The sequence below is a fragment of the Acidiferrobacter sp. genome (genome assembly GCF_054609335.1).
This window is the reverse complement of sequence record NZ_JBTRWP010000064.1, coordinates 1-13002: the sequence shown is the minus strand read 5'-3', so window position 1 is coordinate 13002 and position 13002 is coordinate 1. Positions and strand designations below refer to the sequence as shown.

11 protein-coding genes, 2 tRNA genes and 1 pseudogene are annotated in these 13002 nt (G+C 61.6%); 6 read left to right on the top strand and 8 right to left on the bottom strand.

Features of this window, described 5'->3' with window-relative positions; translation table 11 throughout:
* Positions 1-289, bottom strand: a pseudogene (locus ACYCTF_RS12805) (site-specific integrase); the annotation flags it as partial.
* Positions 290-690: 401 nt separating this feature from the next.
* Positions 691-762: transfer RNA gene (locus ACYCTF_RS12800), tRNA-Arg, on the bottom strand.
* A 297-nt stretch (positions 763-1059) separates the two neighbouring features.
* Between ACYCTF_RS12800 and ACYCTF_RS12795 the strand changes: the two genes are divergently transcribed.
* The 3 genes from ACYCTF_RS12795 (at position 1060) to ACYCTF_RS12785 (ending at position 3601) form a co-directional block, all read left to right on the top strand.
* The gene (locus tag ACYCTF_RS12795; RefSeq protein ID WP_461283582.1) at positions 1060-2142 is read left to right on the top strand and encodes a helix-turn-helix domain-containing protein; all 1083 of its coding nucleotides are present in this window, start codon (positions 1060-1062) and stop codon (positions 2140-2142) included.
* Positions 2142-3038: an antitoxin gene (locus ACYCTF_RS12790; RefSeq protein ID WP_461283583.1), complete on the top strand. Its 897-nt coding sequence runs from the start codon at positions 2142-2144 to the stop codon at positions 3036-3038. The genes ACYCTF_RS12795 and ACYCTF_RS12790 overlap by 1 nt, the downstream gene beginning before the upstream one ends.
* Positions 3039-3313: 275 nt before the next feature.
* Complete coding sequence (locus ACYCTF_RS12785; RefSeq protein WP_461283617.1) at positions 3314-3601, top strand: addiction module antidote protein; 288 nt, start codon at positions 3314-3316, stop codon at positions 3599-3601.
* 154 nt (positions 3602-3755) lie between these two features.
* Here ACYCTF_RS12785 and ACYCTF_RS12780 read toward each other — a convergent pair.
* Together ACYCTF_RS12780 and ACYCTF_RS12775 are read right to left on the bottom strand one after the other, a co-directional pair.
* Positions 3756-3832, bottom strand: a tRNA-Arg gene (locus ACYCTF_RS12780).
* 75 nt (positions 3833-3907) lie between these two features.
* Positions 3908-4180, bottom strand: coding sequence for an accessory factor UbiK family protein (locus ACYCTF_RS12775; protein WP_461283584.1), 273 nt, complete (start codon positions 4178-4180; stop codon positions 3908-3910).
* Between the two features lie 39 nt (positions 4181-4219).
* Here ACYCTF_RS12775 and ACYCTF_RS12770 point away from each other — a divergent pair, with 39 nt between their 5' ends.
* Complete coding sequence (locus ACYCTF_RS12770) at positions 4220-4909, top strand: TorF family putative porin (protein WP_461283585.1); 690 nt, start codon at positions 4220-4222, stop codon at positions 4907-4909.
* A 33-nt stretch (positions 4910-4942) separates the two neighbouring features.
* On the opposite strand, the gene ACYCTF_RS12765 is transcribed toward ACYCTF_RS12770, so the two are convergent.
* Together ACYCTF_RS12765 and ACYCTF_RS12760 are read right to left on the bottom strand one after the other, a co-directional pair.
* On the bottom strand, positions 4943-6001 hold the full coding sequence (locus tag ACYCTF_RS12765; RefSeq protein ID WP_461283586.1) for a TQO small subunit DoxD: 1059 nt from the start codon (positions 5999-6001) through the stop codon (positions 4943-4945).
* 213 nt (positions 6002-6214) lie between these two features.
* A complete protein-coding gene (locus ACYCTF_RS12760) occupies positions 6215-7411 on the bottom strand; it encodes a class I SAM-dependent methyltransferase (protein WP_461283587.1) in 1197 nt (398 codons plus the stop codon).
* Positions 7412-7711: 300 nt separating this feature from the next.
* Between ACYCTF_RS12760 and ACYCTF_RS12755 the strand changes: the two genes are divergently transcribed.
* Complete coding sequence (locus tag ACYCTF_RS12755; protein ID WP_461283588.1) at positions 7712-8632, top strand: HNH endonuclease; 921 nt, start codon at positions 7712-7714, stop codon at positions 8630-8632.
* 12 nt (positions 8633-8644) lie between these two features.
* Here the strand turns inward: ACYCTF_RS12755 and ACYCTF_RS12750 are convergent, their stop codons facing one another.
* Both ACYCTF_RS12750 and ACYCTF_RS12745 read right to left on the bottom strand, forming a co-directional pair.
* Positions 8645-9949 carry a type II toxin-antitoxin system HipA family toxin gene (locus ACYCTF_RS12750; RefSeq protein WP_461283589.1) on the bottom strand — a complete coding sequence of 435 codons (1305 nt, stop codon included), beginning with the start codon at positions 9947-9949 and terminating at the stop codon, positions 8645-8647.
* Positions 9943-10284 carry a helix-turn-helix domain-containing protein gene (locus tag ACYCTF_RS12745; RefSeq protein WP_461283590.1) on the bottom strand — a complete coding sequence of 114 codons (342 nt, stop codon included), beginning with the start codon at positions 10282-10284 and terminating at the stop codon, positions 9943-9945. The genes ACYCTF_RS12750 and ACYCTF_RS12745 overlap by 7 nt, the downstream gene beginning before the upstream one ends.
* Positions 10285-10704: 420 nt before the next feature.
* Between ACYCTF_RS12745 and metE the strand changes: the two genes are divergently transcribed.
* Positions 10705-12984, top strand: coding sequence for a 5-methyltetrahydropteroyltriglutamate--homocysteine S-methyltransferase (gene metE / locus ACYCTF_RS12740; protein ID WP_461283591.1), 2280 nt, complete (start codon positions 10705-10707; stop codon positions 12982-12984).
* Positions 12985-13002 lie beyond the last annotated feature (18 nt).

Below are 13002 nucleotides of genomic sequence, written 5' to 3'. Positions count from 1 at the left end.
CGTCGAATCGAGTCCAGCGGCGGCGACCCAATGATGAACGGTCCGAGCGTACTGCCGAGTTGAAACATGAGGTGATTTCGCGAGATGGCCGGGGAACAGGTACTGCTCAGGCTTTAGATGCCCCTTTTCGATCCACGCAGCAACCGCAGTCCTGGTCGGCTCGGTCAGTTCGAACTGAACTGGCCGTTGCATCTTGCACTGCACGACCATCGTGCCGGGCCAGAATCTGGTTGCCATGAGCGATATCGCCCACCCGCAGATTGACGAGGTCGCAGCTGTGTATTTCGCTGATCGTGAACACTCGTACGCGCGATCGTGAACCCTTTAGGAGGGAGTCTGCGTAACCGTGTTCATGATCGCGTCATCCCTGTTCGTGATGGTGCGTAATCCGCTGTGGTGCGCATCGTCACCGAGAACAGGCGGACCTTGAAGTTTACGAGCCAAGGGTTCGAGAAAGAGTAAGAGTCCACAGGGCGCCGCGGCTAGCGCTCATTTAAGGGCCTCTGCTGGGAGGGGTCTTGGGAGCCCTGGGCACCGTGTGGGCACACGTCGTAATCCGGGCCTATTGGCGATTTCCGGCCACCGCTCAGGGGCGTTGGCCTTAAAACCAAAAGGCTGTGAGCGGTGGCAAACGAGGCCCACTGTGAGCGGTGGGCCAATGGACAAGAAACGGATGGGATTGCAATGGGTTGGTGCGCCCTAGTGGATTCGAACCACTGACCTTTGGAATCGGAAGCCAAAATAACTGTGTGTATATTGCGCGGGCTATTATGTAGTTATTCGGCGTCATGCGGTTTTACATAAAAATACCCTTTATAATCAGTATATTAAGTTTACACGTTTTGTGACACTTTACGCCGAAGCAAGCCGATCTTTCGGGACTTTGTGCGGGATTGTGTAACACCCGGGGCCATTCTCGTCATTGGGAAAAGTGAGCGCTGCACCATAACTTTCGCGGTCCGCTAAAGGGCGGGCGCGATTATTTGCTGCGCAGCGAATATTGTGATATCCCAGAATATTCGGTAAACTAATATTATTTTCTGTGCAGAAAATATGCCTATGCTTGAATGGTCTCGGGATACTGAAACGGCTCTAACTCATCGGCTTCTGGAATTGCTCCAGGCGCTTCCTGACGTGCGGGCGCGCTTAAACCAAATCGAGCCGAACCGGGCGCGTTCGGCCCAGGTGGATGCTGAAATCGAACTCGATGTTGCGGGAAAGCCGATTACTCTGTTAATCGAAGCCAAAAAGACCGCCTATCCCAGAGACGTCCGTCAGGCGCTATGGCAGGTCAAGGCTCACAGTCAGGCTCGGCCCTCAGGCAGTGAGTATCTTCTCGCGGCGCAGTCGCTGTCGTCGGGCGCCAAAGAATTGCTGAGAGCCGAACGAATTGGGTACTACGACAGCGGAGGCAGTCTGTTTCTGCCGGTTCCGGGCGCGTATATCTATATCGACAAGCCGCCGCCGAAGGCCCTGGAAAGATCGGTCCGGTCCTTGTTTTCGGGTCGCCGCGCGCAGGTACTACACGCACTTCTGGCGCACGACCAGGAGTGGTTTGGTGTCACCGCTGTGGCGGAGCAGGCGCAGGTCGCCCCCTCCACGGTTTCGGAAGTGGTCGGTCAACTGGAGCGGTTCGACTGGCTCGAGTCGCGCGGACAGGGGCCCGTCAAGGAGCGTCATCTGCGTGAGCCCGGCCCCTTGCTTGATGCTTGGGTAAAGCAGATTGCTACCTTGCGACCGCCCATTATGCGGCGCTACTACGTGCCCGGGCTCAAACCAGATGTATTGATGGGTCGGTTGAGCGAAGTATTTAGGAAGCACCATGTGGACTACGCGCTCAGTTATGAGGCAGCAGCGCAGCGCTACACGCCCTTTCTGTCTAGTATCTCCCAGGTATGTACTCGACTCTTGCCGGGCATTGACGCCAACGCCGCAATAAGTGAATTGGATGCGCGCGCCGTCGATGAAGGCGCGAATCTCGTGGTCGTTGAAACTAGGTCGGCAGGGGAGCTCTTGTTTCGTCAGCAAGTCGGCGGTATCTGGTTGGCGAGCCCCGTGCAGGTTTATCTGGATCTGTTGCGTGGCGAGGGTCGCGCCAGAGAAATGGCCGAACATCTGCGACGCGAAAGGATTGGTTTTTGATGGTCAAACCCACCACACTTGACGGTTACAGTGACGAGTACACACTGGACTGCGAGCGCGTGCTCGTCACCCTCCTGCGGGGATTGGGGCCATGGAAGGAATCGGTGTATCTGGTAGGCGGCCTCACCCCACGGTATCTGGTTCCCGCGCGGCCGCCCGTGGTGCCCCCGCATGCCGGGACAATGGATGTCGATGTCGTGATCGACCTCCAAATTCTGGCCGAAACGGAGGCTTATCGTACCCTAGAGGGCAATCTCAAAAAGATGGGGTTCGAGCGGGCCGAGAACGATAAGAACCAGAAGCTGTCGTGGCGATGGCAGACACGAACCGAGTACGGCGCCCTAATGGTGCTGGAGCTGCTCGCGGACGCGCCTAATATCGGAGGCGGCAAGGTTCAACCCCTGCCGACGGAAGGGACCATTTCGGCCTTGAACATCCCCCATTGCGCCATTGTTTTCGATCTGTATCAGGCTGCCGAGATACAGGCTCACCTGCTGGGCGACAATGGTATTGCGACCGAAACGATCAAGCACGCGAATATCGTCAGCTTCACTTGCCTGAAGGCGTTCGCGTTTGATCAGCGTTTTGAGCGAAAGGATGCGCACGACCTGATCTATTGCATCGAGCACGCATCGGAAGGCCTCGATGGTGTCGCGGAGGCGTTTAGCAAGGCCCGCGATGGCAAGCATGCTGCCGTCATCGAGGCAGCGCTGGCGATTTTGCGGGTACGCTTTACGGATGACGACAAAACCGAAGGCTACCGCAAGGACGGTCCGGTATCGACAGCCAAGTTCGAGCTGGGCGAGGGCACCGAGCCGGAGCGGCGGAATGCGAGAATCCTGCGGCAGCGTGACGTCAGCGGCCTCATCTCACGACTCCTTCGGCGAATTGGTTGAGGGCGATCGTGACGCAGGCCGTCCGATTTGCTAGCTCGGAACGAAGTTGCATCTCACCACAAGCTAGCGTTCAGGCGCTCAGTAAAATGTCCATGGGTGACGCGACGAGCCGGTCAGGTGATCGTGTTGCTTGCGGGGGGTTTGAAGCGAACACAGAAGGCGGACATTCGGCGTGCCAAGGATCTGGCGGCGCGACGAGAGGATCGAGTCATGACAGCCAAACGTACTCCCTCCCACAAAAAGACGGCGCGCGCCGCAATTAAGGTGGCGGATATCTGCCCGTATTTGATGGGGCCGCGTCTCTTGAGAACGAACAAACGATTGCGGCTTATCTCACTGATATCCTAGAAGCGCAAGCCCCGGCCTTGTTGGCGGCCGCTCTAGGGGATATCGCCAGAGCCCACGGCATGACGGAGATTGCTAAGGCCTCCGGTATTACCCGTGAGGCGCTCTACAAAGCCCTGCGTCCGGATGCGCAGCCCCGGTTTGATACCATCAGTCGGGTCTGTGCTGCCTTGGGAGTCCGCCTCGTGGCAGAGCCTGCGATCTGCCTTATGCCGTGAACGGGTACCTCGGCCCCTATGCTCATACGAGGTCCATCAATCACTGGAGGGGTCTTGTGTGTTGCCCATTGAGCGGGCACCGTATGGACACAGGTCGTAGCCCGAGCTGAGCGGTTGCCCCGACGTGTGAGAAACTTATGGGATTTCAATGTGTTGGTGCGCCCTAGTGGATTCGAACCACTGACCTTTGGAATCGGAATCCAACGCTCTATCCAACTGAGCTAAGGGCGCAGGGCGCCTAGGATAGCGCGAAGCGCGCGTACGGTCCATGCCGAGGCGTGGCCGTCTCCAGCAGGCTGACGATCCCTAGGGGATGACCGGGGGTTTTTCTGGGCTCGCAGCAGTCGGACCGCCCCTCGCCTCAAGCTCCGCGACTTGACGCTCGAGGCGCTCGACCATGTCGCGGGTCCGCTGCAGGACCGCCTGTTGCACCTCAAATTCCTCGCGCGTCACGAGCCGCAGTTTCTGGAAGGTGCTATCCAGGACTGCGCGTACGTTTTTTTCCACGTCCTGTCCGAACTCCGGGGGGACGGCGGCGCGGGCGGTCGAAGCGATTTGATCAAGGATTCGTGTCAGCATGAGCCCAGTATAAGCCTTTCCGGGCCTCACGCGAAGGGGATGAAAATCGGAAGGGCTGGCGGCCGGGCTCGGCTGCTATATAATGCGCTCGTGCGTACCTTGACCCGCCTCGGATCAGTTCTGGCCTTGACCGCCATGTTTGCGCTCCCCGCCTATGGGGAGGGTGTGAGCGGCCAAGTCTCGCTTTTGAGTAATTACGTCTGGCGCGGTATCTCCGAATCGAACGGCAATCCCGCGCTTCAGGGATCGGTGACGGCTGTTGGGCCCGTCGGCCTCTACGCCCAAGGGTTCATCTCGAGTCTCGATTATCAGGGCGCCCACGAGCGGGCGGATTTTACGGGGGGCATCCGAGATATGACCCCGGTGGGACTCGGGTTCAACGTGGGCGCCACCGCCTACCGCTTTGACGTGAGTTCCCTGAATTTCGAGGAGACCTTTCTCAGATTGCGGTTCGGGCCATTGCTGGGCGGCGTTTATCACGATTGGCAGCATGGGAACACCTACCTCGAGGCGGGCTACAAGGTCGGTCTCGGAAGCGGAATCCACCTTCTGCTCCATGCCGGGCACACGAGCGGCCGCACGGTCGCATCCTATGACGACTACGGGCTTGGCGTGACCAAGTCTTGGGGTGGTTTCACGGCCGGCGTCTTTGTGACTGCCATCGACCATCACGTCCTTTCAGGCATGCATAACGCGACGGTGGCCTTGGCGCTGACGCAGGCGTGGTAACGGAGGGCGCCCGCTGAGGCGCGCCCCAGCGGTTCACGATCTTGCGGCCTTGGTGTCGAATGTCTTGCCATTGATATTCTCGAAGACGATGGTATAGCGCCCGCGGCTGATAGGCACGGTCGTGGCCGGCGTTAGGGTGATCCACGCCTTGGCGCCCATCTTGGCCTTGAGACCGAAGAGGCCGGGCTTGAACTTGTTATAGTGGTAGATGTTCTTGATGTGTCCTTTGGCCGCCTTCTCGAGGGCTTTACCCTTCCAGCTCTCCACGACGCCGTTTTGCCCTTTGACGATCACCGCGACGATGTGCGAGGGGACAGCCGGCGTGCCGCCATCCAAGTACGCAAGCACCGTCACGCTACCGTCCTTGTGCAACGTTGCCTGGCTCAGGCTTATGTGATGCTTGCCGGGGCTCACGGGCCCCCCGTGGAACTTTGAGTAGACAGAGCCCCGGTAGTAGTTGTAGGAGGCCAGGGTAAAGATCGCAGCGATGATGGCGAGGCTCTTGCCCCAGCCTTCGGTCTCGCGAGCCGTGAAGGGCGCGCTGCCAAACCAGCGGAACCATCCGGCGTCTGCGAGACGGGGATTGCGGCGCATAAGCCAACTGTCGATGGCCCAGATGCCGCTGCCCGCCACGAAGATGGTGCAGCCCATAGCGAAGGTCGAAGTGGCCATGGTCCACTCGTCTATGCAGGTGGCCCCTTGCCACCCGAAGACCAGCATGAGGGATACGCTCAAGGCAATACTGAGGCCAGCGCAGGCGCGCGTGAGGACGCCGAGAATGAGCCCGAGACCGCTTACAAGTTCGGCCGCGCTCACGAGCACGAGTAGCCAGTAGACGAGCGCGGGGTGTTGGAGGATATGGCTTAGGACGTGGCTCAGGCCGAATAGCGCTCCTGGCATGCCGCCTTGGAGCTTGTTGGCCATCCAGCTGTGAGCGTGCGGGTCGAGCTTCGCGGGGGCGTAAATGAAGCGGCGTGTTCCTCCGCCCCAATAAATCCAGCCCAGAATGAGGCGCACCGCAAGCACCGCCGCACCCGTCATCCGGAATACCGTCGGCTGGTCGTAGGTCTGTTCCTGTGTATATCGGCCCATGGCTTCCTTAAGGCTCCTGATCATCTGTCCCTGTTTTTGTCACGGTGCTCGCGCAAGTCGCGCAAACGCCCCCGCAGTAAACCGTGGCGCCCGCCCATCAGCAAGAGACCAAGGGGTGCACAATGGTGCTGACCGCGAAATGGCAGCCTGGGTTCCCGGGTGCTGTCCGTATCCGTTCGCGTTCGGCGCCCGTCCGGTGCCGGGGCATGGCCCTCAGGCGCTTTGCGCCACCTCGTCTTTTCGGTCGCTTTGCGCATACCAGGCGTCGCGGGTCATCCGCAGGCCCTCGAGCGAGCGGGCGAGTTGGATGTGGAAGACCACGAGGTCGCCCACCGCGAACGCCGCCTCGCAGGCCGCGAGATAGAACTCCCACATGCGCGCGAAGCGTTCGTCCAAGCGCCGCACGATCTCGTTTCTCTGGCCCTGGAAGCGTCTCTGCCATTCGCGCAGCGTGTACTGATAGTGGAATTTCAGGACCTCGAGGTCGGCGACCTTGAGGCCGGCCTTTTCGATAGGCGAAAGGACCTCCGAGAGGGCCGGGTTGTAGCCCCCTGGGAAGATATAGCGACGAATCCAGGGGTTGGTTTGGCCGGGAGGACCGCTGCGGCCAATGTGGTGGAGCAGGGCAAGACCGGCGGGGGCCAGCCGCTCCCGGATTTTGGCGAAGAAGGTCTCATAGTGGGGGATGCCTACGTGCTCAAACATCCCCACGCTCACCACGCGATCATAGAGACCGCGATGCTCACGGTAATCCTCCAGTCGAAATTGGACGCGGTCGGAAAGGTCCGCCTCGCGCGCTCGGGTGGTGGCAACGCGCAGCTGTTCCTTGGAGAGCGTGATGCCTGTTACCTCGACATCGGCCATGCGGGCGAGATGGAGCGCAAGCCCTCCCCAGCCGCAGCCGACATCCAGTATGCGCATCCCGGGTTTCAGCTCGAGCTTGTGCCGTATGAGTTCGCACTTCGCGACCTGGGCCTCTTCAAGACTCATGTCTGGCCGGCTGAAGTAGCCGCAGGAGTAGTGCATCTCGCGATCGAGGAACAGCCGGAACAGGGATTCGTCGAGATCGTAGTGGTGGGCGACATGGCGGCGGCTCGCGCCGAGCCCGTTGCTCTGATCAAGATAGCGTCTCAGGTTCGAGAGGGGCGAGGAGGGGGGTTCATCCGGGAGGTTGCGGAGGAAGACCTCGATCAGTGCGGCGAGCCCGTTGGGTGCGCTCCACTTTCCCTCCATATAGGTCTCGCCCAACTCAAGCCAGGGATTGCGGATGAGGCGACGGATGGTCGAGCGGTCCTTTATGACCCATTCGGCGTCCGGCGAGCCTTCGCCGTAGCTCCCCACGACTCCTGTCGGGTAGCGCACTGTCAGGCGGCCGGTCCTGATGGCGTCGGCCAAGATGTTTTCCAGCATAAGCGTCCCCCGGTAGCGACGTTGCGCGGATGGCCCCGAATCCCTGGGGCCGCCGTCCTTGTCATGCCTGCTTCAGCGATTCTAGCACCGAGTGGCCTTGGGGTCGCTACGCCCCCTCAGTCCGGACGTGGGACAGGCTATCCATCCCTGGGGCCCGTGGCGCTCGGGCCCCGCGCCTATGAGCGGGGCGCAAGCATCGCCGGTTCAGGATGGGTTTGCTTCCGTGTTACGATGAATCCTAATGTCCAGGCCGATCATGGCTCCTACGGGCGCGGCCGCGCGGGAGACGGCAGATGTCGCATGAATGACGCGGGCGTGCGCAAGGCGGCTTTTGACTGGCTCGCCAACGAGGCGCGGTGGCGTGACGATGTCTTGCCGCGCGAGATCTTGGCGCAGGGGTTTCTGTATGAGGGTCAGCGCGTCCCCTTGGTCGGGCCACAAGGGATCTTCAAGCCTAGACTCCTCAATCTGCCCCTTTCGATCACGACCATACCGAACGGCCCTTACGATGATGGTTTTTCAGAGGAGGGACGGCTCTCGTATCGCTATCGTGGAAACGATCCGAGGCATGGCGACAACGTCGGATTGCGCACCGCCATGCATCAGCGCATCCCGCTTATCTATTTTCATCGGATCGTTCCGGGCAAATATCTCGCGGCTTGGCCCGTGTTTATCGTCGACGACGACCCATCCCGCCATACCTTCACCGTGGAAGTCGACGATGCGCACTTGGCAAACTGGTCTGGGGAATCGCAAGAGGCGGTCATAAGCGACGGTGTGGCGCAGGCACGGCGATCCTATATAACGACTACAGTTCGGCAACGTATCCATCAGCGCGCATTTCGCGAGCGCGTGTTACGCGCGTACCGTGAACAGTGTGCCTTCTGCAGGCTACGGCATGAGGAGCTGCTGGATGCCGCGCATATCATCCCCGACGGTGAGCCCGACGGTGAGCCTGTGGTCACGAATGGGCTGGCGTTATGTAAACTGCATCACGCCGCTTTTGATCGGCAGTTTCTGGCGATTCGTCCGGATTATGTCATCGAAGTGCGCTGCGACATTCTCCGGGAGGAGGATGGTCCCATGTTGTTGCATGGCCTCAAGGGCATGCACGAGACGCGGATCACGGTGCCGAGGTCCACGCACGATCATCCGAATCGGGAATTTCTCGAGCGACGCTACGAGCAGTTCAGGGCGCTTGAGGCATCGATGCGGGGATGACCCCTGTTTGGATCACCACTTCAGGCGTAGGGACTGGGCGATTTCATTTATGCGCACGGGGTCGATACCCGCCTCGCGGGCCACGTCCGGCCAGGTGGCGACGGCGTCGACGACCTCCTCGAGGATATGGTCCGGTCGCGTGATACCGAGCGAGGTGGCCACGGTCCGGAGGTCCGCGCGCGTGAAGTGATCGCGTTTTCCGTTGATCGTCATTTGGTGCTGATGGGTCCAGCGGCCCGCGGGGTTGTGGGCATAAATGAGGTCGAACGCGGGTGCCAGGCGCCACTTTCCATCGGGCCCCATCAAGAAGCCGATGTTCTTGGTATGGTCATCCTGGTTGCGGGCGACCACATTGAAGATCATGCGTCGGTACAGTTGGATCGCGTCGGCCTTCGGCAGGCGCAGCTGGCGCATGACCTCGAAGGCCTGTTCATAGCCATAGGCGCCGGCGGCGTTGTAATCGTAATGGGCAATGCCGCATAGGGACTGCATGTGCAGCTTCTCGTGGCCCACACGGTCGAATCGCTTCGTCAGGAAGTGGGCGCGGCCGTTTTCGTCGAGCAGCCGGCATTCGCTCATCGTGATTCCCGCTGCGTGCGCCATACGTGAGTAAGCGTACTCGATGCGCCCGTATCCCTGTGTGCCACCGAGTTCGAGATCCATGACGCCATCGAATTTGAGCAGCCAATAGTCGTAGCTCGGGGGCACCGGGCCCTGGCCGGAGAGCACGTGGCCTTGGTCGTCGAGTGCGATCACGGCCTTGGCGCGGGCACCGCCGGCCGAGGTGCCGACCCGCAGGATGTCGCGCAGGGCCTCTTCGTCCGGACCATTTCCGCCGCCAAGACGGGTATCGAGGCGTCCACGCTCGGTCGTAATCACGCGAGCGAGTTCCACGAGTTCCGCAATCTCGACGGGGACGGCGCGTCCGAGATGCCGATTCATGGCCGGTTCGAACTCGAGAGCGCCCATGCCGCGTTCACCCGTGTAGCACAGCCGTTCGACGGGATTGAAGTCGCTCGCCGCGCGTCCCTGGCGCGCGAGCCAGGTATCGATCAAGGCATTCCCAAATTTGTCGGGCAGGGCGTCCGCCAAGAGTCCTGGCAGCCCCATGAAAGTGTCGCGCGCTAAGCTGGGAAAGCTAAAGACCTGACCTGACGCTCGGGCCAGAGGCATCGTAAGCGGCGCCACGTCACGCCCCGATCTCAGGAACGCGGGCTCGAATTCGAATGCTGCCAGGGCCTGATCCGCAAGCCAGGCGACGGCGCCTATGGGTTCGCCCCAGAGGCGCACAAGGGCGGCCGTTACCGCCCCTACCATGGGGAGTCCTTATCAGTCGGCTGTGTGCTCGCTTTCCCCGAGGCGCGTCGGCGCATGCGGCCTTGCCGGCGGGCCAACTCCAGGGGGCTTGGGGGCGGTTCCGGAAGGAAACTGTCCAAGCCGTCGAGCGCATCCAATTCGCGCAAAAGGGTGATGAGGCTGCCGAGCTTGCCGCGTCCGGCCTCAAGCGCCTTCACGGTGCCTATGCTGATCGCGGTGCTCTTGGCGAGATCTTCCTGGGTACGGTTTCGGCGCAGTCGCAAGGCCCGCAGCCGTGCGCCCACGCGGCGCGCGATCTCTTGGTCGGAAAGGGCGCGATAATCGGTGCTTGCCATAGACGATGCCCCATTCTTGGGGAATCATCCTAGCGCGATCCCAAGGGTACGGCAAGAGCTATAAAACAACCTGTTCTGGCGATCAAACCCTTACAACAGGCATATATATGGCTCTTATTGACGCTTCCCCAGGACTCGCCACGACCCCCAGTCCTCCTGTATGGTATGGGCCGCCCTCCACGGCCCTTGGTGGCCTTAAGGGAGCGAGGCGCCGCATGGATCTGTCCTGTTTGTCTGCGCCGGCGCCGTGGGGTATGGGGACGTCATCCCAGGACCTCGGGCACCAAAGCCCATCCGCCCATTGACTCCGGACGCCGTCGAGGTTAGCCTCCCCCCGGCCGCCGCCATGAGCGCGCTGTCGGCCCCGTTTTGCCCTCCAACCCGTTATTCGCTATGGGCGCTTGCCCCGGAGAGTCGATTTTGAGCCTTGCACACATCCTTGGTTTCCCCCGTCTCGGCCCCGATCGGGAGTTTAAGAAGGCCCTTGAGGCCTACTGGAAAGGGAGTCTCACCCAGGAGGCCCTCCGCGACGTCGGGAAGGACCTGCGCATGCGTGCCTGGAGCGCCCAGAAGGCGGCCGGCCTCGATCTCGTGACGGTCGGCGATTTCGCCTGGTATGACCACGTCCTCGAGACGAGCGCGCTGCTCGGCGTCGTACCCCCGCGCTTCGAATGGCAGGGGCCCGAGGTGGACCTCGATACCTTTTTCCGGATGGCGCGCGGTGTGGCCCCTACGGGCAAAGCCACCTACGCCTGCGAGATGACGAAGTGGTTTGATACCAACTACCACTATATCGTCCCCGAATTTCAAAAGGGCCAGCGTTTCGCGATCTCATCGCCGCGGCTCTTCGAGGATGTAGCCCAGGCCCGTAGCGCGGGCTTCCCGGTCAAGGCGGTCCTCCTCGGGCCCCTCACCTATCTATGGCTCGGCAAGGCCAAGGGCGAAGACTTCGATCGCCTCTCGCTGTTGCCCGACCTCTTGCCTGTCTACCAGCAGATCTTGAAGCGGCTCGCCGATCAGGGAGTTGAGTGGGTGCAGATCGACGAGCCGGCCCTCGTCCTCGATCTCCCGAAAGCTTGGACCGATGCCTATCCGAAGGCCTATGAGCAGCTGTCACCGGCCGGCCCCAAGCTCATGTTGGCGACCTATTTCGAGAGCCTGGGCGCGAACCTCGAGCTTGCGTGCAAGCTTCCGACCGCCGGCCTCCATGTCGACCTCGTGCGCGCCCCGGAGCAGTTGCCTGCGGTCTTGAAGGCCGTCCCGGCCGAAAAACTTCTGTCGCTCGGCGTAGTCGACGGTCGTAACATCTGGCGCGCCGATCTCGACGCGGCCCTCAAGGTGCTGCGCGGCGCCCAAGGCCATAAGGGCGGTATCGCGGTGGCGAGCAGCTGCTCGCTCCTGCATGTGCCGGTCGACCTGATGCGCGAGCAGAGACTGGACGCCGAGATTCGCAGCTGGCTTGCCTTTGCCATGCAGAAGATGGCGGAGGTCGGAGTCTTGAAGCGCGGTCTCGATGAGGGTGATGCGGCCATTGCCCAGGCCCTCGAGGAGAGCCGTCGCGTGGCGCAGGATCGGAAGTCCTCCGCCCGTATCCACGACCGCGCCGTCAAGGCGCGGGTCGCTGCGGTGAGCGCGCAGGATGCCACGAGGAAGCAGCCGTTCGCCAAGCGCCGGCCGCTGCAGCGTGCGCACTTGAACTTGCCGATGTTCCCGACCACCACCATCGGCTCCTTCCCGCAGACGAACGAGATTCGGACCGCCCGACGCGACTTCAAGGCCGGCCGCATCGATGCCGCCGAATATGAGGAGCGGATGCGGGCCGAGATCGCGCTTGCCGTGCGTAAGCAGGAAGAGATCGGTCTCGATGTGCTCGTGCACGGCGAGGCCGAGCGCAACGACATGGTGGAATACTTCGGCGAGCAACTCCAGGGTTTCGCGTTCACGGACTACGGTTGGGTGCAGAGCTACGGTTCGCGGGCCGTGAAGCCGCCGATCATCTTCGGCGATGTGTCGCGCCCGACGCCCATGACCGTCGAGTGGGCCCGCTACGCGCAGTCGCTCACCAAGCGTCCGATGAAGGGCATGCTGACCGGGCCCGTCACCATCCTGCAGTGGTCGTTCGTGCGTAACGATCAGCCGCGCGCCGATACCACCCTCCAGATCGCGTTCGCGATACGCGACGAGGTCTGCGACTTGGAGCAGGCCGGCATACGCGTGATCCAGATCGACGAACCCGCAGTGCGCGAGGGTCTGCCCCTGCGACGCGAGGACCACAAGGCCTATCTCGCTTGGGCCGTGCGCGCCTTCCGGGTGTCTTCGGGCGGCGTCGCGGACGAGACCCAGATCCATACCCATATGTGCTACGCCGAGTTCAATGACATCATCGAGGCGGTGGCGGAGATGGATGCGGACGTCATCACTATCGAGACCTCGCGCTCCGACATGGAGCTTCTCGACGCCTTCGTGAACTTCCGTTATCCCAACGAGATCGGCCCGGGCGTTTACGACATCCACTCACCCCGCGTGCCGAGCACCCAGGAGATGGTGCGGCTCATGCAGAAGGCCGAGAAGGTCCTGCCGCGCGAGAACCTGTGGGTCAACCCGGACTGTGGCCTGAAGACCCGCAACTGGCCCGAGACCGAGAGCGCGCTGCGCAACATGGTCGAGGCCGCGGCGTCGCTGCGAAAATCCGGGGTCTAAGCCCCCAAGTGGTGCACC

Excerpts from the sequence above, each read along its gene's own strand:
- ACYCTF_RS12750 (WP_461283589.1), bottom strand. The coding sequence starts at position 9,949 with ATGGTAGGGGCGGTAACGGCCGCCCTTGTGCGCCTCTGGGGCGAACCC.
- ACYCTF_RS12790 (WP_461283583.1), top strand. The coding sequence starts at position 2,142 with ATGGTCAAACCCACCACACTTGACGGTTACAGTGACGAGTACACACTG.
- ACYCTF_RS12770 (WP_461283585.1), top strand. The coding sequence starts at position 4,220 with ATGAAAATCGGAAGGGCTGGCGGCCGGGCTCGGCTGCTATATAATGCG.
- ACYCTF_RS12760 (WP_461283587.1), bottom strand. The coding sequence starts at position 7,411 with ATGCTGGAAAACATCTTGGCCGACGCCATCAGGACCGGCCGCCTGACA.
- ACYCTF_RS12745 (WP_461283590.1), bottom strand. The coding sequence starts at position 10,284 with ATGGCAAGCACCGATTATCGCGCCCTTTCCGACCAAGAGATCGCGCGC.
- ACYCTF_RS12775 (WP_461283584.1), bottom strand. The coding sequence starts at position 4,180 with ATGCTGACACGAATCCTTGATCAAATCGCTTCGACCGCCCGCGCCGCC.
- ACYCTF_RS12755 (WP_461283588.1), top strand. The coding sequence starts at position 7,712 with ATGAATGACGCGGGCGTGCGCAAGGCGGCTTTTGACTGGCTCGCCAAC.
- ACYCTF_RS12765 (WP_461283586.1), bottom strand. The coding sequence starts at position 6,001 with ATGGGCCGATATACACAGGAACAGACCTACGACCAGCCGACGGTATTC.
- ACYCTF_RS12795 (WP_461283582.1), top strand. The coding sequence starts at position 1,060 with ATGCTTGAATGGTCTCGGGATACTGAAACGGCTCTAACTCATCGGCTT.